Genomic DNA, 17,326 nt, shown 5'->3' with positions numbered 1-17,326 from the left:
CCCGCCCGCTCACGCGTTCACCCCGACGGCCACGCGGGCGGCGATCCTGGCGGCGAGCACGTGTTTGCACGGCCCGCGTGAACCCCGGTGGTCGAACCACCACTCGCACGTGCACGAGCCTTCGGCCAGCCCGACGACCCTGACGCCGCCCGGCGTGGTCACCTCGGCCCGCTCGCCCGACACCCGCACCGCGCCGGAGGACACCAGCGCGCGGGCGGCGGTCAGCCGCGGGTTGAGCTCGGCGACCTGGTCGCGGTCGTAGGGGAGCTCCCGGTGGAAGTGGGCGCTCTCGTGGAGGTCGTAGCCGACCCGGCCCGCCGTGCCGAGCTGGGTCAGCGCCGCCCGTACCCGGGCCGGCGCCAGACCGGAGGCGTCGGCCAGCGCGCCGACCTCGATGGCCGGCTCGAAGGCGAGCAGCGGGGCCAGCACGTCGGCGTCACCCGCCGCCTCGTCGGTGGACAGGTGGTCGAGTACCGCGCCCTCGCCGGAGAAACCGCGCGAAGGAGCGGGGGAGATGGCCAGCGTGTAGCGCATTCCGGGCAGCTCCAGCTCCCATACGCTCGCGGTGGAGCCGGATCCGGCGGGCGGGCCGTACACGCGCAGGGCCTTGGCGAAGCGCAGCAGGGGCAGGAGCGTCGCGACGCGGCCCGCGCCCGCCAGGCAGACGGCGCCGGGCCGGGCCCCGGTGTGGACGCGCAGGTCGCGTCCGGCGGGGGAGACCCAGACGGTGGCGCCGGCGGCGCGCGGCAGCGAGCGCAGGAAGCGCACCGCGTGCGGGCCGGTCAGCTCCGCGCGCAGGTCGAATCCGGCGGCGATGACCTGGACCTCGGCGAAGCCGCGCAGCCAGCGCGGCGGCAGCGGGACCTTCTTCTCCACGACCGCGCCGTCGAGGGTGGTGACGGCCATCTCGTCGGCGCCCACGCCCAGGTGGAGCGGGTCCTTGCCGCCGACGCGGGCCAGCGCCTCGCGCAGCGGGCCGTTGACGTCGACGTTGGTGGTGCCGCGGTCGAGGATGTCGCCGTCGAGCGCGGCCAGGTCGAGCCGGGCGTAGACGCCGCCGCACGCGGAGAACGACTCCATCCGCAGCCGCTGTCCGTCGCAGGTCACCACCGGGTCGCGGGTCCAGCCGGGACGCGGCTGGTGGTAGCGGGTCATCGCCACGTCCGACAGGGCCAGCAGCCCGGCGGCGGCGGGAGCGGCTTCGGTGACCAGCCCGCTGAAGAAGCGCGGGCGGGGCAGCGGGCCGGACAGCGCCCGTCCGCCGGAGGTGGACAGGCCCAGCCGGGAGCCGTCGAGGAAGGAGGGAGCGGCGTAGGAGTACGCCTGAACGGCAGTCATGGCGGTGAAGTTAGAGATCGGCTCCGACAAAAACGCCGACGCCAATTCCGGCTCCGTCCGCGCGGCGCCTTCGCTGTGCCCGCGCGACTGCCGCGCGCCTGCGGGTGCGGGGTTCCGGAGGTGTCCGCGCGACCGTCAGGGGTCAGGCGGTGACGCCGCCGTCGATCACCAGATCGTGGCCGACGGCGAAGCCGGCTTCGTCCGAGGCCAGCCAGAGCACCGCCGCGCTCACCTCGTCGAGTGTGCCGATGCGGCCGAGCGGGATCAGCGAGGCGTAGCGGGCGGCGCGCTCCTCGTGGCTCTCGCCCGGCAGTGACGACATCGGGCCCTCGTTGGCCCCGGGGCTGACGGCGTTGACGCGGATGCCGTCGGCGATGTGGTCGCGGGCCGCGGACCTGGTCAGCAGGCTCACCGCGCCCTTGGAGGTGGCGTAGGCGGCGAAGCCGGGGCGGCGGCCGTGCGCGCCGATGTTGGAGGAGGTGTTGACGATCGCGCCGCCGCCGTGCAGGCGCATGTGGGCGATCTCGTGCTTCATCGACAGGAAGACGCCGGTCAGGTTGACGTCCAGGACGTGGCGCCAGGTCCCGGCGTCGAGGTCGGCGACGGGGCCGAGTGCGCTGAGGACGCCGGCGTTGTTGTGGGCGATGTGCAGCCCGCCGTACCTGCGCACGGTCTCGGCCACCATCGCGGCGACGTCGTCCTCGCGCGTCACGTCGGCGGCCACGGCCGCGGCCTCGCCGCCGTCGGCGGCGATGAGTTCGACGGTCTCCTTCAGCGCGCCGGCGTTGCGCCCCGCCACCATCACGGACGCGCCCTCCCGCGCGAACGCCCGCGCGGTGGCCCGCCCGACCCCGCTGCCGCCACCCGTGACCAGAACGACCTTGTCGCTGAAACGCATGACACAACTCCTCGATATTTAAGAACGATCAGTCTTGAAAAAGGGCATCAGTCGAGCAGCGACAGTGCCTGCTCGGCGGCGTCGCGCACCCGCGCGGCGTCGTCGGAGGCCTTGCCGATCACCCGCAGGCCCTGGAGCACGACGAGAAGCAGGCGCGCGATCGCCCGCGGATCCTTGCCCTCGGCCAGTTCGCCCCGCTCGCGCGCCACGGAGAGCGCGGCGGCCAGGTTGTCCTCCACGAAGTCCCAGTTCACGCGGACGCGCCGGGCGATCTCGGTGTCGTGCGGCGCGAGCTCGACCGCGGTGTTGACGACCAGGCAGCCGCGCCGCTGCGCGTCGTGCGCGGCCTCCTCGGCGTACTGCCGCACCAGCTCCCGTACGGCCGGCAGCACCGGACCGGCCCCGCCCAGCCGCCCGGCGAAGTCGACCCCGTTCTCCAGGTAGCGCTCGTAGGCCTGGAGGTAGAGCTCGCGCTTGCCGCCGAACGTCGCGTAGATGCTGGCCCGCGCCACGCCCAGATGCTCGACCAGATCGGCCATGGAGGTGGCCTCGTAGCCCTTGCGCCAGAAGAGCTCCATGGCCCTGTGCAGCGCGAGATCCGGGTCGAACTCCTTCGTCCTTGCCATGCCCGGAATCTAGCTCATTCAAGAACGACCGGTCAAATATGGCACTAGGGCTGCTCGCCGCCCAGGGCGACGGTCTCGGCGACCTCGGCGTGGCGTTCCGCCTCCTCCTCGGCGAAGCGGGCCTCGTCGAGCTTGTCGGCGATCTCCTCGTCCTGCCGCATCAGCGTGTCCAGTGACTGCCCGGCCATGTCCAGGACGCCCATGTCGGCGTAGGCCTGCCGCAGGCGCGGGCTCCACAGGCCGATGTCCTTGACGCACGGCACGATCCGGCTGAACAGCAGCGACCGGAACAGCCGCAGGTACTCGGACTGGTCGACGGCCAGCATGGCCTCCTCGACGTCCGCCTTCGACAGGCCGATCGTCTCCCAGGTCTCCCTGCCGCGCAGCCGGTCGCGCATGAGGTAGCAGCCCTCGATGACGAAGTCCTCGCGCTCGTTGCGCTCGGCCTCGGTCAGGTTCTGGTAGTAGTCGCGCAGCGCCATCCGGCCGAAGGCGACGTGGCGGGCCTCGTCCTGCATGACGTACGCGAGGATCTGCTTGGGCAGCGGCTTGGTGGTGATGTCCCGCATGACGCCGAACGCGGCCAGGGCCAGGCCCTCGATGAGCACCTGCATGCCGAGGTAGGGCATGTCCCAGCGGGAGTCGCTGAGCGTGCTGTCGAGCAGCGCCTTGAGGTGCTCGTTGATCGGGTAGGCCAGGCCGACCTTCTCCTGGAGGAAACGGGCGTAGGTCTCGGCGTGGCGGGCCTCGTCCATGGTCTGGGTGGCGGCGTAGAACTTCGAGTCGAGGTCGGGCACCGACTCCACGATCTTCGCCGAGCAGATCATGGCGCCCTGCTCACCGTGCAGAAACTGGGAGAACTGCCAGGCGGCGCTGTGCAGCCGGACGTCCTGACGCGTCTTGTCGTCCATCCGGTCCCAGAGCGGCGTGCCGTAGATGGCGATGGTCTGGTCGGGGATGCCGAGCACGTTGTACGGGTCGACTTCAAGGTCCCAGTCGATGCGCTTGGCGGAGTCCCACTGCTTGTCCTTGCCCTTCTGGTACAGGGCGAGCATGCGGTCGCGGCCGTCGTCGTACTCCCAGGTGAATCTGCTCGAACCGGCCATCTCCACGTTCCAGGTGGAGAGCTCCGCGGGGATCGTGTAGAGATCGTGCGTCGACATGCCGCCTCCAGGGGGACGTACACCGTACGTATGTCTGCAGGCTCGCATGGAGTCTCGGGGTGCGTCAATGAAACTAGAATGAGCCATGCCCTCCGAGCCGCTGTCCAAGAAGCGCATCGTCACCGCGGCGATCGGCCTCATCGAGCGCGAGGGCGCCGACGCGATATCCATGCGCAGGATCGCCGCCGACCTGGGTGTGGGCGTGATGTCGCTCTACAACCACGTGCCCAACAAGGACGCCCTGCTGTCCGAGGTGGCCGAGGCGGTGCTCAGCGAGATCGAGTTCACCGACGACCCCGGCGCCGAGTGGACCGAGCGGGTCCGCATCCAGGCGCGCGCCTTCCGCCAGATCGCCCATCACTACCCGCGCTCGACCATGCTGGTCGTCAGCCGGCAACTCCACTCCAACGCGGGGCTGCTGCCGGTGGAGCGGGCGCTGGCCACGCTGCGCAGCGCCGGGTTCGACGGGCCGGAGGCGGTGAAGGTGCTGCGCATGTTCATCGCCTACATCGTGGGCTCGCTGCTGCGCGAGGTCGGGGTGACGCCGTCGTTCGCGCCGCTGCCCGCCAGGATGCGGGCCGAGCGGGTCGACGCCGAGTTGTTCCCCACGGTCGCCTCGCTGGCGCCGCTGCTCGACTCGTGCGATCCGGACGAGGAGTTCGACTTCGGTGTGGAACTGCTCATCCAGGCGATCGCCGTCCACAGGAAAAGGGCACCCGGCGCGCCGGATGCCCTTTCCGGGGCAGCCGCCCCTTCCCCTGAGCGGCTGTCCTAGTACCAGTTGTGCGACCTGAAGTGGCCCCAAGCGCCGCACGGCCTGCCGTACCTGCCCTTGATGTACTTCAGGCCCCAGCGGATCTGAGTGGCCGGGTTGTAGCGCCAGTCGTGCCCGGCTCCCCGCATCTTGCCGCCGGGCAGTGCCTGCGGGATTCCGTAGGCGCCCGACGAGCGGTTGTACGCCCGGTGGTTCCAGTTGCTCTCCCGGGTCCACAGGCTGTCGAGGCACCGGAACTCGCGTAGTGACCAGGCCCGCTGAACCACCAGGCCGAGCGCGATCCGCTTGTTCCGTCCCTCCGGCCGCCTGGGCGTGGTCTTGGGCCTGGCCTTGGTGCTCCAGGTCCCTCGCCTGACGTCCGGTGTCTCCACACTGGTACGCCAGATACCCCGGTGCTCCACCTCGGTGTCGGCCGAGGCGGCGGCAGTACTCCCGCCGGTCGCTCCCGCGAACGAGAGCAGGGTGACGAGGGTGCTGCGCAGAGCGCGTTTGCTGTCCAAATCGATCCTTGCTGTCAGGCCGTGTGCGAACGATTACTCAGCGTCACCGCCTTGTACCTGCCGATCCCCGATCCGTGGCTTGGATGAGGAGGGTCCGCGTGGCTTCCCGGGATCTGGTTCCGCCCGTTGAGGGTGGCCCGGAAGCTCCACGACATGTCCTAGGCGTTTTCTAATGCGCGGGGTCGGCGCGGGTCAGGGACCTCGGGCCCGCAGAGGACAGGACTTTGCGTTCTGGCGGGGTCGGGTTGCCCCGGTCCGGCCGCTTCCTGGACCGGGGGATTCGAACATCCGGTTCCCGCTTGGGGAAAGGGGCCCGCGGTGTCGGGATGGCCAGATGGGGCCCGGCGCGCCGCCGTACCGCCGGGGGCGGGGTTTTGCCTGGTCTGAGCGGATTTGGGGAGGAGTACTGTGGGGATCATGAGCCTTCGTGACATCCCCGTCCGCACCCTCGCGGACGTCCCCACCACACTCGCCGAACTCGCCGGCGACAAGGCGCTACTCATAGTGAACGTGGCCTCCCGCTGCGGGCTGACCCCGCAGTACTCCGGGCTGGTCAAACTCCAGCAGGAGTACGGCCCGCGCGGCTTCACCGTCGTCGGCGTGCCGTGCAACCAGTTCATGGGCCAGGAGCCCGGTTCGGCGGAGGAGATCCAGGAGTTCTGCTCGACGACCTACGGGGTCGACTTCCCGCTCCTGGAGAAGGCCGACGTCAACGGCGACACCCGCCACCCCCTCTACGCCGAGCTGACCAAGACCGCCGACGCCGAGGGCGCGGGCGGCGACATCCAGTGGAACTTCGAGAAGTTCCTCGTCGCCCGGGACGGCGCGGTCGCCGGCCGCTTCCGCCCCGGCACCGAGCCCGGTTCGCCCGAGCTCGTGCGCGCGATCGAAGGCGTGCTCTGAGGACGCCTACAGACGGGGGCCGCAGCTGCCGCGGATGACCAGTTCGGTCGGCAGCAGCACGCTGCGCGGGCGGCGGGAGCCGGCGCGCAGCACCAGCTCGGCCGCCCGGTAGCCCATGTCGCGGGCCGGCTGGGCGATCACCGTCAGCGGCGGGGAGCACAACTCGGCCCACGGCACGTCGTCGTACATGACCACCGACAGGTCGCGGGGCACGCGCAGGTCGAGCTCGCGCGCGGCCAGCACCGCCGCCTCGCCCAGCATGTTGCCGCCCGCCACCAGCGCGGTCAGGTCGGGGCGCGTCTGGAAGAGGCCGGAGGCCGCCGCGTAGGCCGAGTCGCGGCTGCCGTCGGAGAAGACGATCAGCTCCTCGTCCGGCACGCCGCCCACGGCCTGGCGGAACGCCTCCACCCTGCGTTCGCGGCCGGGGCCGCCCAGGTAGGCGATGCGGCGGTGGCCCAGGCCCCTGAGGTACTGCACCGCCGTACGGATGCCCGATCGGTCGTCGGTGAGGATGGCGGGCACGTCCAGCGGCCGCGCGGCGGGACGCGGCGCGGCCGGGCGGGCGCCGGGCAGCGCGCCGACCCCGTCGAGCATCATCAGCTCCGACAGCGCCGCCGAGCTGAGGCCGCTCAGCGCGCCCTCCAGCTCACTTTCCGGTACGGCCCCGCCCGGCTCCGCCCCTCCCACCGCCGCCGCCGGATCGGGTGCCGTCGTGCCCGCGTCGGGCTCGGGCGGCAGCCGGTCGGCGAAGACCACGGTCATGCCCGCCTTGAGCGCCGGACGCCAGGTGTCGGCGTCGCCGCAGGGCACCGCGATCAGCCGGTCGACGCTCTGCTCCAGCAGCATGCCGATCAGCTCGGCCTCCTGCTCGGGATCGTCGGCGGTGGAACCGATCACCACCGGCTCCCCGGCCGAGCGGGCGCAGGCGAGCACGCCCTCGGCCAGCTGGCCGTAGAAGCTGTCGGTCAGGTCGGGCAGCAGCAGGCCCATGCCGCCGGTACGCCGCTGGCGCAGGTTGCGGCCGAGGGCGCTGGGCCGGTAGTCGAGCTGCGCGGCCACGGCCAGCACGCGCTCGCGGGTCTGCGGACTGGCCGAACCGCCGGACAGAACCCGGGATACGGTCGCGACGCCGACGCCCGCCGCCTCGGCCACATCCTTGATGGTCGCCCTCTTCATGGAAACGATTCCATCATGGTTTCGACGCGCTTTCCAGTGTTGCCCCAGGCTCTTGACATGGATGTCCGTTTCGGGTGAGATGCATGAAAACGTATCCACGCAGGAGTGCGCATGGCTTCCATCGTCCTAAACAACGTCGACAAGATCTACGCCGGTGGCGTCAAGGCTGTGAACGGGCTCAACCTTGAGATCAAGGATGGCGAGTTCATGGTGCTGGTCGGCCCATCCGGTTGCGGCAAGTCGACCGCGCTCCGGATGATCGCCGGCCTCGAGGACATCAGCGGCGGCGAGATCTCCATCGGCGACAAGGTGGTCAACCACCTCCCGCCGAAGGATCGCGACATCGCGATGGTCTTCCAGAACTACGCGCTCTACCCGCACATGACGGTCGAGGAGAACCTCGCCTTCGGCCTGAAGCTCCGCAAGATGCCCAAGGCGGAGATTCAGAAGCGTGTCGGCGAGGCCGCCAAGATGCTGGGCCTCGACACCTACCTCAAGCGCAAGCCCGCCGCGCTCTCCGGTGGTCAGCGCCAGCGTGTCGCCATGGGCCGCGCCATCGTGCGTGAGCCGCAGGCCTTCCTCATGGACGAGCCGCTGTCCAACCTGGACGCCAAGCTCCGTGTCTCCATGCGCGCCTCGCTGAACACCCTGCACGAGCGCCTCGGCGTCACCACCGTGTACGTCACCCACGACCAGGTCGAGGCCATGACGCTCGGCGACCGGGTCTGCGTCCTGCGCGACGGCCTCCTGCAGCAGGTCGACACCCCGCAGAACCTGTTCGACAAGCCGGTCAACCTGTTCGTCGCCGGCTTCATGGGCTCGCCGTCCATGAACTTCGTGACCGCGGAGCTCGTCCGCGACGGCGGCGGCGCTGCCGTCTCCTTCGCCGACATCAAGCTCTCCATCCCCGAGTCGACCTTCTCCGACAAGCCCGGCCTCGACCAGTACATCGGCAAGAAGATCATCCTCGGCATCCGTCCCTCCGACTTCGAGGACGCCGCCTCCGCCGGCAACCACGCCAACGGCTGGGCCACCCTGCACGTCAAGGCGGAGGTCACCGAGGAGCTCGGCTCCGAGATCAACGTCCTGTTCCTGATCGACGCCCCGCCGGTCGAGCACAAGGACACCGTCGCCGCCCAGGACACCGGCGACGACGACGAGGCAGCGCTGCCGCTCGTGGGCGACAAGTCCCTGTGGACCGCCCGCGTGAACGCCCGCAGCCACGCGCGTCCCGGCCAGAGCATCGACCTGGTCATCGACACGCACAACCTGCACTTCTTCGACTCCACTTCCGGCCTGTCGATCGGGCACGAGGCGAACATCGGCAAGTAACGCACTCCGAGCTCCGATCCCCACCACAACCCCCTCCTGTGGTGGGGATCGGTTGTTTCCTGGACCCCTTCGGGGGTCCTTTTTGTTTGGGCGGAGGGGCGAGCCGCCTTCGGGCCTGTTACCAGGCGAAACGCTGTCCTGAAGGTGCGAAGATCCTGACCGGGCGCCCCAACCTCTTGAGCCGATCGTTACTGATCCACTACTGTCGGTAATCGTTCGCAGCCTGAAACAGGAGGTTTCATGCCCCGCACGACTCGTCTCCTCGCCCTCTCCGCCCTCGCCGCAGGTGGCCTGCTTCTGGCCACCGCACCGGCCCACGCCGTGGTCGACCCCGCCGCCGTGCTCGGCTGCCTCACCGAAACGGCCGTCGACGTGACGGCGCTGGTCGACCCCACCGCGCCGGGCGTACCCGCCGAAGTGCCGGCGGTCCACTGCCTTCAGCCCTGACCAGACAGGCGGCGCGGCGAGCCACGCCGCGCCGTCCCTCCGGCATCCCCCCTTCGCGAAGGAGTTCCGTTGGACATCCGAGCCCTCGTAGCCAGAACGGCCGCGGCACTCGCGGTCGCCGCCGCCCTCATGGGCAGCAGCGACCCGGCCACCCTCAATGTGCAGGCCATCGTCGACAGGCTGAATCTGTACGTCCTGACCTCCTGAGATGCAACCACTGCTATCCATAGCCCGAGTGCCTCAGCCGCGCGGCGCGCTGAGGCGCCTCGGCTACGTCATGTTCCTGAGCCGCTGGATCCAGGCCCCGCTCTACCTCGGGCTCATCGCCGCCCAGGTGGTCTACGTCTGGCGCTTCATGGCCGAGCTTCTCCACCTCATCGAACTCGGCTTCGGCGGCAGGCCCGCCGAGACCACGGTGATGCTGATCGTGCTCGGCCTGGTCGACGTCGTGATGATCTCGAACCTGCTGATCATGGTGATCGTGGGTGGCTACGAGACCTTCGTCTCGCGGCTGCGGATCGAAGGACACCCCGACCAGCCCCAGTGGCTCTCCCACGTGAACGCCAACGTGCTCAAGGTCAAGCTGGCCATGGCGATCATCGGCATCTCCTCCATCCACCTCCTTCAGATCTTCATCAACGCGGCCAAGCCCGCCATAACCGACAGAGAACTCCTATGGAAAACACTCATTCATCTGACCTTCATCCTCTCGGCGGTCGCGCTCGCCGTGATCGATCGCATCATGGACGGACCCCGTCCCGCCCACCGGTCCGATCCCCAGACCCCGGCCGCCGACGAGATGCCCCGCAAACAGATCGCCGCCTGAGAACCGGGCTCGCCCTGGCCGCCGGACTGCTCGGCGGCGCACTGCTGGCCGCACCGGCCCAGGCCGCACCGGCCCCGGCCGCACCCGCCCCGGCGGAATCCACCCAGGCCGAGCCCACCCAGGCCGAGCCCGCCGAGGCGGAACCCGCCGAGGCGGAACCCGCTCAGGCCCCCACGGCCCTCGTGGGCGACGTCATCATCTTCAACGACGAGATCGTCGAACCGGTCTCCCTTCCGGTGAGCACCTGTGGCGGCCCCGGCGTCCTGTTCAGCACCTCGGTCACCGACTGCGGCGGCGCCTCGCGGGTGTCCGACGACGACGCCTGACCCTCCGGACCGGGTGCCCGCTTGCCGCGGCGGGCACCCACCCGGCTCCCCTGGCCGTGATCTTCCGGCCATGCCCCGGGCGGCGAGCGCGTCGGCGGGGAGGAGGTTTCCAGGCTTGCATAGTTAGTTCTCTTGTATCGTTCGTGTTTATGCGGGTAACTTTGGCGCCATGACCGCACCCGTGACTCCGACCACCGCCGAGGAACTGCGTGGGGCCGGCCTCCGGGTGACGGCCGCCCGTGTCGCGCTGCTCGAGACCGTCCGCAACGGCGACCACCTCGGTGTCGAGGAGATCGCCTCCAGGGTGCGTGAGCGCGTCGGCCACATCTCGCTGCAAGCCGTGTACGAGGCACTCCACGCGCTCACCGCCGCGCGCCTCGTCCGGCGGATCGAGCCGGCCGGCAGCCCCGCCCTGTATGAGGGGCGCGTCGGGGACAACCACCACCATGTCGTGTGCCGCTCGTGCGGTGCCGTGGCCGACGTCGACTGCGCCGTCGGCCACGCGCCCTGCCTGAGAGCCGCCGACGACCACGGCTTCACGATCGACGAGGCCGAGGTCGTCTATTGGGGCCTGTGCCCCGCCTGCACCACCGCACGCAGTGCCTGAACATGATCCGATAGTCCGGAAGGATTCCCATGTCTGAGAACCACGACGCGATCGTCACAGACGCGAAGACAGAGGAAGCGGGCGGTTGCCCGGTCGCGCACGGGCGTGCCGCGCATCCGACCCAGGGCGGCGGCAACCGCCAGTGGTGGCCGGAGCGGCTCAACGTGAGAATCCTCGCCAAGAACCCCGCCGTGGCCAACCCGCTCGGCGAGGAGTTCGACTATGCCGAGGCCTTCCAGAGCCTCGACCTCCCGGCCGTGAAGCAGGACATCCTGGAGGTGCTCACCACCTCGCAGGACTGGTGGCCGGCCGACTTCGGCCACTATGGCCCGTTCATGATCCGGATGGCCTGGCACAGCGCGGGCACGTACCGGATCAGCGACGGCCGCGGCGGGGCGGGGGCCGGCCAGCAGCGCTTCGCCCCCCTCAACAGCTGGCCGGACAACGGCAACCTCGACAAGGCCCGCCGCCTGCTGTGGCCGGTCAAGAAGAAGTACGGCAAGAACCTGTCGTGGGCCGACCTCCTGATCCTCACCGGCAACGTCGCCCTGGAGTCGATGGGCTTCAAGACCTTCGGGTACGCCGGCGGCCGCGAGGACGTGTGGGAGCCCGACGAGGACGTCTACTGGGGCCCCGAGTCCACCTGGCTCGGTGACGAGCGCTACACCGGCGACCGTGAGCTGGAGAACCCGCTCGCCGCGGTCCAGATGGGCCTCATCTACGTCAACCCGGAGGGCCCGAACGGCAACCCGGACCCGCTCGCCGCGGCGCGCGACATCCGCGAGACGTTCCGCCGCATGGCGATGAACGACGAGGAGACCGCGGCCCTGATCGTGGGCGGTCACACCTTCGGCAAGACCCACGGCGCCGGCCCGGCCGACCACGTCGGCGACGACCCCGAGGCCGCCTCGATCGAGGAGCAGGGCCTCGGCTGGAAGAGCACGTTCGGCACCGGCAAGGGCGCCGACACGATCACCAGCGGCCTTGAGGGCATCTGGACGAACACGCCGATCACCTGGGACAACAGCTTCCTGGAGATCCTCTACGGCTACGAGTGGGAGCAGTTCAAGAGCCCGGCCGGCGCGCACCAGTGGCGTCCCAAGGCTGGCGCGGGCGCGGACACCGTACCCGACGCCCACGACCCGTCGAAGCGCCACGCCCCGACGATGCTGACGACCGACCTGTCGCTGCGCGTCGACCCGATCTACGAGCAGATCACCCGGCGCTGGCTGGACAACCCCGACGAGCTCGCGGACGCCTTCGCCCGCGCCTGGTACAAGCTGACCCACCGCGACATGGGCCCGATCGTGCGCTACCTCGGCCCGGAGGTCCCGGCCGAGACGCTGCTCTGGCAGGACCCCCTGCCCGAGCGGACGCACGACCTGCTCGACGCCGCGGACGCCGCCGCGCTCAAGGCCCAGGTCCTCGACTCGGGTCTGTCGGTGTCGCAGCTCGTGTCCACCGCGTGGGCTTCCGCGGCGTCCTTCCGCGGCAGCGACAAGCGCGGCGGCGCCAACGGCGCGCGGGTACGCCTGCAGCCGCAGAGCGGGTGGGAGGTCAACGACCCCGACCAGCTCGCGACCGTGCTGCGCACGCTGGAGGGCATCCAGCAGGCGTTCAACGCGGGCGGCAAGCACGTCTCGCTGGCCGACCTGATCGTGCTCGCCGGCAACGCGGGCGTCGAGAAGGCCGCCGGGGACGCCGGTTTCGACGTCGAGGTGCCCTTCGCGCCGGGCCGCGTGGACGCCGCGCAGGAGCAGACGGACGTGGAGTCGTTCGCCGCGCTCGAGCCCACCGCGGACGGCTTCCGCAACTACCTCGGCAAGGGCAACCGCCTGCCCGCCGAGTTCCTGCTGCTCGACCGGGCGAACCTGCTCACGCTGAGCGCCCCCGAGCTGACGGTTCTCGTCGGCGGCCTGCGCGTCCTGGGCGCGAACCACCAGCAGTCGTCGCTGGGCGTGCTCACCACGACGCCCGGGAGGCTGACCAACGACTTCTTCGTCAACCTGCTCGACCTGGGCACGACGTGGAAGGCCACCGCCGGGGACGCCAACACCTTCGAGGGCCGCGACGCCTCGGGCCAGGTCAGGTGGACCGGCACCCGGGCCGACCTGGTGTTCGGCTCGAACTCCGAGCTGCGCGCGCTCGCCGAGGTCTACGCGAGCGACGACGCGAAGGAGAAGTTCGTGAACGACTTCGTCGCGGCGTGGAACAAGGTCATGAACCTGGACCGGTTCGACCTGCGCTGAGCACCCTCTGCGCTGAGCACCCTCTGCGCTGATCACCCTCGCCTGACCGGAAGCCCCCGCCCTCCCGCAGGAGGACGGGGGCTTCCGCCTGTCCTGCCGGCGTCAGCGGCCGACCTTGGTGGAGATCTGGGCGGCCAGGTTGCGGGGGACGAGCCTGCCCACCGCGACGATCGCCTTGTAGCGCAGGTCCGGGATGCTGATCACGCGGCCCAGGGCCAGGTCGCGCATGGCTTCGGCGACCACGTTGTCGGCCTTCAGCCAGAGGAAGCCGGGCAGGCCGGAGGTGTCCATGCCGGCGCGCTCGTGGAACTCGGTCCGGACGAGCCCCGGGCACAGGGCCATGATCTTCACCCGGGGATGGCCCACTTCGACCGCGGCGGCCGTGCTGAAGTTGACCACCCAGGCCTTCGAGGCGCTGTAGGTGCCGCGGGTGAAGAAGGCGGCCACCGAGGCGACGTTGATGACGGCGCCGCGGCCCCGGGACTTCATGCCGGGCAACGCGGCCAGCGTCAGGCGCAGGACGGCCTCGCAGTGCACCTTCAGCATGCGCTGCTCGTCCTCGACCGGGGTCCGCAGGAACGTGTCCGGGTGGGCGAAGCCGGCGTTGTTCACCAGGAGGTCCACGCCGTCGCGGACGCGGGACTCGACCGCGGTGAGACCGTCCTCGGTGGACAGGTCGGCGGGCAGGGTCTCGACGGCGCCGCCGTACCGGAGCTTGAGCTGCTCGGCGCTCTCGGCCAGGCGCTGTTCGTCGCGGGCGACGAGGACCAGCGTGAAACCGTCGGCGGCCAGGCGGCGGGCGAAGGCGGCGCCGAGGCCGGCGGTCGCGCCCGTGATCAGTGCGGTAGGCATGTTCGCAGATTAGCCCGCCGTCGAGTGCGCGGGTGGCGTGAGAGGATCGGGGGGTGCGATCGGCTCTTCTCGCGCCGCTGGCCGTCGTGGTGCTCACCGTGACGGCGCTCGCCTGCGCACCTTCCGCTCCCGTGGCCGGTACGCCCTCGGCCCCGGCCGCCGCGCCATCGGCCACCACGCCATCGGCCACGACGCCTTCCGAGGCGCCGGATAAGCCGGATAAGCCGGGCAAGCTGGTGTTCACCGAGGTGGCCTCGATGGACAAGCCCGTGGCCTTCGCCGTACGCAAGGACGACGAGCGCGTCTACGTCGCCGAGCAGGGCGGCAAGCTGCGCACGCTGGACGGCGCGACCGTGCTCGACCTGTCCGGCGAGGTCAGCACCGGCAACGAGCAAGGGCTGCTCGGGGTGGCCTTCCATCCGAGTGGCCGATGGCTGTACCTGAACTGGACCGACAGCAACGGCCACACCCACGTGACCGAGTGGGCCTTCGACGGGAACGAGGCCACGGGGCGCCGGGACGTTCTGCGGCAGGACCAGCCGTTCGCCAACCACAACGGCGGGCAGCTGGCGTTCGGTCCTGACGGGTATCTGTACATCGCGCTGGGCGACGGGGGCAGCGGCGGCGACCCGGAGGGGAACGGTCAGGATCTCGGCACGTGGCTGGGCAAGATCCTGCGCATCGACCCGCGCGGCACGCCGTACAAGGTGCCGGAGGACAACCCCTTCACCGGGAAGGAAGGCGCGAAGCCGGAGATCTGGGCCTACGGGCTGCGCAATCCCTGGCGGTTCACCTTCGACCGGGAGAGCGGCGACCTCTGGATCGGGGACGTCGGCCAGAACGCCTGGGAGGAGGTCGACTTCCAGCCGGCCGGTTCCGAGGGCGGCGAGAACTACGGGTGGAACCTGCGCGAAGGCGACCGGCCGTTCAACGGCGGCAAGGGGAAGGAGCTCACCGATCCGGTGATCACCTATCCACTGGGCGAGGGCGGCAACTGCTCGGTCATCGCCGGGTTCGTCTACCGGGGAGAAAAGATCCCGTGGCTGCGGGGACGGTTCCTGTACGGGGACTTCTGCGCGGGATGGGTGAAGGCGGCGCAGGCCGACGAGCTGGAAGACGTCGTGGACGTGGGCACGGTCGAGCAGTTGTCGTCGTTCGGGCAGGCGGCCGACGGGGAGCTGTACGCGCTCAGCCTCCAGGGACCCGTCTACAAGATCGAGGCGGCGTCGTGAGCCGCCTGCTGATCGTGCACCACACGGTCTCACCGGTCACGCACGAGCTGTTCGAGCAGGTGCTCAAGGGCGCGACCACGGACGAGGTCGAGGGCGTCGAGGTGGTGACGGAACCGGCCCTGGGCGCCACGGCGGCCGACCTGCTGGCCGCCGACGGGCTGCTCATGGGGACGAGCGCCAACATCGGCTACATGTCGGGCGCGCTCAAGCACTTCCTGGACACCGTCTACTACCCGTGCCTGGCCGAGACGCGGCGGCTGCCGTACGGGCTGTGGGTACACGGCGACAACGACACCACCGGAGCGGTGCGCGCGGTGGAGTCGATCGCGGGCGGGCTGGGCTGGGAGCGCGCCGCCGCGCCGGTCACCGTCACGGGCCGCCCCGCCAAGGCCGACCTGGAAGCCTGCTGGGAGCTGGGCGCGACCCTGGCCGCCGTCATCAGCCCGGCCGCCTGACCTCCGGCGACCTGACGAACCAGGCGATCATCAGGGCCGCCGTCACCGCGTGCGTGATGCTGGAGGCCACGCCCGCGCCCGTCGCGCCCCAGGCGGGGATCAGCGCGGTGTCCAGGCCGAGGTTGAGCGCCAGGGCAGACAGCGTGATCATGGTCATCGGGCGGGGCGTGGCCAGCCGGGCCAGGTGCTGCTCGACGGGTTTGATGAGCGCCGCCATGACGGCCGCGGGCGCGAGGGCGAGGAGCGGGGCCACGCTCGCGGCGTACGGCGGGCCGTACACGAAAGGCAGCGCGCACGCGGCACCGGCGGCGATCAGCGCGACGCACCCCAGCGAGATGACCAGGTTGAGCGTGAGCATGTGGGTGGTGACGGCGCGCGAGCCGGAGTCGGTGCCACCCGCCTGGCCCGGCAGGCACACGTGGGCCACCGCCTCGGTCGGGATCTTCACCAGCATCAGGACCCCGGCCGCGACGGTGTAGAAGCCCGCCTCGCGGGGCGAGTGCAGGAACCCGAGCAGCAGCGTGTCGGCCGCGGGCAGCAGGTGGAAGGCGACGAGGCCGAGGTGGTAGCGGCCGGACAGGGCGAGCTGGCGGACGGCCAGGGCCCTGGCGGGGCGCAGTGCCCGCGCCCCGAGCGCGCCGGTGAAGCGCAGCACGGCCGGTACGCTGGCCGCCGCCCAGCACGCGACGACGGCGGTGAGCGTGAGCAGGTCGAAGGCGGCCAGCGCCAGGATCGGGAGGTACTGCGCGAACCCGGAGGCCAGTTGCGCCTGGTTGACCAGCCGGGTGCGGCCGCGCAGGAGCAGGACGCCGCGCAGGTTGAGCCAGCAGACGGTGAACGGGACCGAGGCCAGCGCGATCGCCAGCGCGGGCGTGGCGGTGCGCGGATCGCAGGCGGCGGCCGCGGCGAAGGCGAGCAGGGCGGTGATCGTGCCCATGCCGAAGCCGATGACGACGGCGTTGCCCGCCAGCCGTGCCCGCAGCACCCGGTGCGGCCAGAAGGCGATCTGCGAGGTGTTCAGCGACCAGTGCCCGATGAGGACGGCGGTCGTGGCGATGCTGACGATCGCCGCGTAGAGGCCCCGGCCCTCCGGCTGGAGGGCGCGGGCCAGGGCGGCGCCCGCGACGATGCCGAGCGCCGTCTTCACGGCCTCGGCGGCCATCATCGGAAAGGCCGCGCGGATGGTCGTTCTCAGCGCGCGGCCCATGGGGCAGATCCTATGGACCACTACCGTCGCGGATTATGTGGCGTGGTTTTCCGTGAAGTCGGGAGATCGTCTGCATTTGCCAAGGAGGGGAATTCAGCCGGAAATTTGATCGATGAGATCCTCCACCTGGGCGTTGAGACGGGCGCCGCGTGTCCAGCCGGCGTAGTGGGTGAGGAAGGCGACGACCTCCCGCAACTCCTCCACGCTCAGCTCTCTGGCCCGCACCGCCGCGTCCAGCTGGATCAGCAGTTCCTCGTCCAGGCCGCCCTGGCCGACGAGCAGGCCGAGCAGCAGGAGCCGGCGTTCTCGGAAAGAGAGCGCGTCTCGTGACCACAGATCGGCGAACGTCATCTCTGCCATACAAACCGCACTCCCTATCCCGGGTGATCCTTATATCTTTCGCTACTTCCGGAG

20 protein-coding genes are annotated in these 17,326 nt (G+C 70.6%); 11 read left to right on the top strand and 9 right to left on the bottom strand.

The features are described from left to right. Positions 1-9 precede the first annotated feature (9 nt). From ACIBKY_RS16130 to ACIBKY_RS16115, 4 genes are all read right to left on the bottom strand, one after another. Positions 10-1,338: an SWIM zinc finger family protein gene (locus ACIBKY_RS16130; RefSeq protein WP_397097426.1), complete on the bottom strand. Its 1,329-nt coding sequence runs from the start codon at positions 1,336-1,338 to the stop codon at positions 10-12. 142 nt (positions 1,339-1,480) lie between these two features. After that, complete coding sequence (locus ACIBKY_RS16125) at positions 1,481-2,236, bottom strand: SDR family NAD(P)-dependent oxidoreductase (protein WP_397097425.1); 756 nt, start codon at positions 2,234-2,236, stop codon at positions 1,481-1,483. A gap of 47 nt (positions 2,237-2,283) precedes the next feature. Then, positions 2,284-2,862, bottom strand: a complete 579-nt coding sequence (locus tag ACIBKY_RS16120) for a TetR/AcrR family transcriptional regulator (protein ID WP_397097424.1) — start codon at positions 2,860-2,862, stop codon at positions 2,284-2,286. Between the two features lie 44 nt (positions 2,863-2,906). Further along, entirely contained in the window at positions 2,907-4,025 is a 1,119-nt protein-coding gene (locus tag ACIBKY_RS16115) for a ferritin-like domain-containing protein (RefSeq protein ID WP_397097423.1), read from the bottom strand. A gap of 85 nt (positions 4,026-4,110) precedes the next feature. On the opposite strand from ACIBKY_RS16115, the gene ACIBKY_RS16110 reads away from it, so the two are divergent. Continuing rightward, positions 4,111-4,800, top strand: coding sequence for a TetR/AcrR family transcriptional regulator (locus tag ACIBKY_RS16110; protein ID WP_397097422.1), 690 nt, complete (start codon positions 4,111-4,113; stop codon positions 4,798-4,800). Here ACIBKY_RS16110 and ACIBKY_RS16105 read toward each other — a convergent pair. After that, positions 4,797-5,300, bottom strand: a complete 504-nt coding sequence (locus tag ACIBKY_RS16105) for a transglycosylase SLT domain-containing protein (protein WP_397097421.1) — start codon at positions 5,298-5,300, stop codon at positions 4,797-4,799. The two genes, ACIBKY_RS16110 and ACIBKY_RS16105, sit on opposite strands and share 4 nt — an antisense overlap. Positions 5,301-5,717: 417 nt before the next feature. Between ACIBKY_RS16105 and ACIBKY_RS16100 the strand changes: the two genes are divergently transcribed. Further along, positions 5,718-6,203, top strand: a complete 486-nt coding sequence (locus ACIBKY_RS16100; RefSeq protein WP_397097420.1) for a glutathione peroxidase — start codon at positions 5,718-5,720, stop codon at positions 6,201-6,203. Positions 6,204-6,209: 6 nt separating this feature from the next. On the opposite strand, the gene ACIBKY_RS16095 is transcribed toward ACIBKY_RS16100, so the two are convergent. Then, positions 6,210-7,379: a LacI family DNA-binding transcriptional regulator gene (locus ACIBKY_RS16095; RefSeq protein ID WP_397097419.1), complete on the bottom strand. Its 1,170-nt coding sequence runs from the start codon at positions 7,377-7,379 to the stop codon at positions 6,210-6,212. 111 nt (positions 7,380-7,490) lie between these two features. Between ACIBKY_RS16095 and ACIBKY_RS16090 the strand changes: the two genes are divergently transcribed. From ACIBKY_RS16090 to katG, 7 genes are all read left to right on the top strand, one after another. After that, positions 7,491-8,711 (top strand): ABC transporter ATP-binding protein, encoded by a 1,221-nt coding sequence (locus ACIBKY_RS16090; protein ID WP_397097418.1) that lies wholly within the window; start codon positions 7,491-7,493, stop codon positions 8,709-8,711. 240 nt (positions 8,712-8,951) lie between these two features. Next, positions 8,952-9,158, top strand: coding sequence for a hypothetical protein (locus ACIBKY_RS16085; protein ID WP_397097417.1), 207 nt, complete (start codon positions 8,952-8,954; stop codon positions 9,156-9,158). A 69-nt stretch (positions 9,159-9,227) separates the two neighbouring features. Further along, the gene (locus ACIBKY_RS16080; protein WP_184962790.1) at positions 9,228-9,365 is read left to right on the top strand and encodes a hypothetical protein; all 138 of its coding nucleotides are present in this window, start codon (positions 9,228-9,230) and stop codon (positions 9,363-9,365) included. A gap of 28 nt (positions 9,366-9,393) precedes the next feature. Then, the gene (locus ACIBKY_RS16075; RefSeq protein WP_397097416.1) at positions 9,394-9,984 is read left to right on the top strand and encodes a TIGR00645 family protein; all 591 of its coding nucleotides are present in this window, start codon (positions 9,394-9,396) and stop codon (positions 9,982-9,984) included. Positions 9,985-10,166: 182 nt separating this feature from the next. Beyond that, positions 10,167-10,310: a hypothetical protein gene (locus tag ACIBKY_RS16070; RefSeq protein ID WP_397097415.1), complete on the top strand. Its 144-nt coding sequence runs from the start codon at positions 10,167-10,169 to the stop codon at positions 10,308-10,310. A gap of 169 nt (positions 10,311-10,479) precedes the next feature. Beyond that, entirely contained in the window at positions 10,480-10,917 is a 438-nt protein-coding gene (locus tag ACIBKY_RS16065) for a Fur family transcriptional regulator (RefSeq protein WP_397097414.1), read from the top strand. Positions 10,918-10,946: 29 nt separating this feature from the next. Beyond that, on the top strand, positions 10,947-13,166 hold the full coding sequence (gene katG, locus ACIBKY_RS16060) for a catalase/peroxidase HPI (RefSeq protein WP_397097413.1): 2,220 nt from the start codon (positions 10,947-10,949) through the stop codon (positions 13,164-13,166). A 102-nt stretch (positions 13,167-13,268) separates the two neighbouring features. Here katG and ACIBKY_RS16055 read toward each other — a convergent pair whose 3' ends face one another. Further along, positions 13,269-14,018, bottom strand: coding sequence for an SDR family NAD(P)-dependent oxidoreductase (locus ACIBKY_RS16055; protein WP_397097412.1), 750 nt, complete (start codon positions 14,016-14,018; stop codon positions 13,269-13,271). Positions 14,019-14,071: 53 nt separating this feature from the next. Between ACIBKY_RS16055 and ACIBKY_RS16050 the strand changes: the two genes are divergently transcribed. After that, positions 14,072-15,250 (top strand): PQQ-dependent sugar dehydrogenase, encoded by a 1,179-nt coding sequence (locus ACIBKY_RS16050; RefSeq protein ID WP_397097411.1) that lies wholly within the window; start codon positions 14,072-14,074, stop codon positions 15,248-15,250. Further along, positions 15,247-15,705 (top strand): flavodoxin, encoded by a 459-nt coding sequence (locus tag ACIBKY_RS16045; protein WP_397097410.1) that lies wholly within the window; start codon positions 15,247-15,249, stop codon positions 15,703-15,705. Before ACIBKY_RS16050 ends, ACIBKY_RS16045 begins: the two co-directional genes overlap by 4 nt. Here ACIBKY_RS16045 and ACIBKY_RS16040 read toward each other — a convergent pair. Beyond that, complete coding sequence (locus ACIBKY_RS16040; protein WP_397097409.1) at positions 15,689-16,912, bottom strand: lipopolysaccharide biosynthesis protein; 1,224 nt, start codon at positions 16,910-16,912, stop codon at positions 15,689-15,691. The genes ACIBKY_RS16045 and ACIBKY_RS16040 overlap by 17 nt on opposite strands. Before the next feature lie 93 nt (positions 16,913-17,005). Continuing rightward, positions 17,006-17,272: a carboxymuconolactone decarboxylase family protein gene (locus tag ACIBKY_RS16035; RefSeq protein WP_379618851.1), complete on the bottom strand. Its 267-nt coding sequence runs from the start codon at positions 17,270-17,272 to the stop codon at positions 17,006-17,008. Positions 17,273-17,326: the final 54 nt, after the last annotated feature.

Origin of the sequence: Nonomuraea sp. NPDC050394, from assembly GCF_044459065.1 — a bacterium.
GTDB lineage: Bacteria > Actinomycetota > Actinomycetes > Streptosporangiales > Streptosporangiaceae > Nonomuraea.
Note: the sequence above shows the minus strand (reverse complement) of the source record. Positions and strands in the feature narration are given on the sequence as shown.

What these genes read in the sequence shown, in the direction of transcription:
- ACIBKY_RS16110 (WP_397097422.1), top strand. Translation starts at nt 4,111, where the DNA reads ATGCCCTCCGAGCCGCTGTCCAAGAAGCGCATCGTCACCGCGGCGATC.
- ACIBKY_RS16035 (WP_379618851.1), bottom strand. Translation starts at nt 17,272, where the DNA reads ATGGCAGAGATGACGTTCGCCGATCTGTGGTCACGAGACGCGCTCTCT.
- ACIBKY_RS16100 (WP_397097420.1), top strand. Translation starts at nt 5,718, where the DNA reads ATGAGCCTTCGTGACATCCCCGTCCGCACCCTCGCGGACGTCCCCACC.
- ACIBKY_RS16115 (WP_397097423.1), bottom strand. Translation starts at nt 4,025, where the DNA reads ATGTCGACGCACGATCTCTACACGATCCCCGCGGAGCTCTCCACCTGG.
- ACIBKY_RS16095 (WP_397097419.1), bottom strand. Translation starts at nt 7,379, where the DNA reads ATGAAGAGGGCGACCATCAAGGATGTGGCCGAGGCGGCGGGCGTCGGC.
- ACIBKY_RS16120 (WP_397097424.1), bottom strand. Translation starts at nt 2,862, where the DNA reads ATGGCAAGGACGAAGGAGTTCGACCCGGATCTCGCGCTGCACAGGGCC.
- ACIBKY_RS16040 (WP_397097409.1), bottom strand. Translation starts at nt 16,912, where the DNA reads ATGGGCCGCGCGCTGAGAACGACCATCCGCGCGGCCTTTCCGATGATG.
- ACIBKY_RS16065 (WP_397097414.1), top strand. Translation starts at nt 10,480, where the DNA reads ATGACCGCACCCGTGACTCCGACCACCGCCGAGGAACTGCGTGGGGCC.
- katG (WP_397097413.1), top strand. Translation starts at nt 10,947, where the DNA reads ATGTCTGAGAACCACGACGCGATCGTCACAGACGCGAAGACAGAGGAA.
- ACIBKY_RS16125 (WP_397097425.1), bottom strand. Translation starts at nt 2,236, where the DNA reads ATGCGTTTCAGCGACAAGGTCGTTCTGGTCACGGGTGGCGGCAGCGGG.
- ACIBKY_RS16055 (WP_397097412.1), bottom strand. Translation starts at nt 14,018, where the DNA reads ATGCCTACCGCACTGATCACGGGCGCGACCGCCGGCCTCGGCGCCGCC.
- ACIBKY_RS16085 (WP_397097417.1), top strand. Translation starts at nt 8,952, where the DNA reads ATGCCCCGCACGACTCGTCTCCTCGCCCTCTCCGCCCTCGCCGCAGGT.
- ACIBKY_RS16130 (WP_397097426.1), bottom strand. Translation starts at nt 1,338, where the DNA reads ATGACTGCCGTTCAGGCGTACTCCTACGCCGCTCCCTCCTTCCTCGAC.
- ACIBKY_RS16090 (WP_397097418.1), top strand. Translation starts at nt 7,491, where the DNA reads ATGGCTTCCATCGTCCTAAACAACGTCGACAAGATCTACGCCGGTGGC.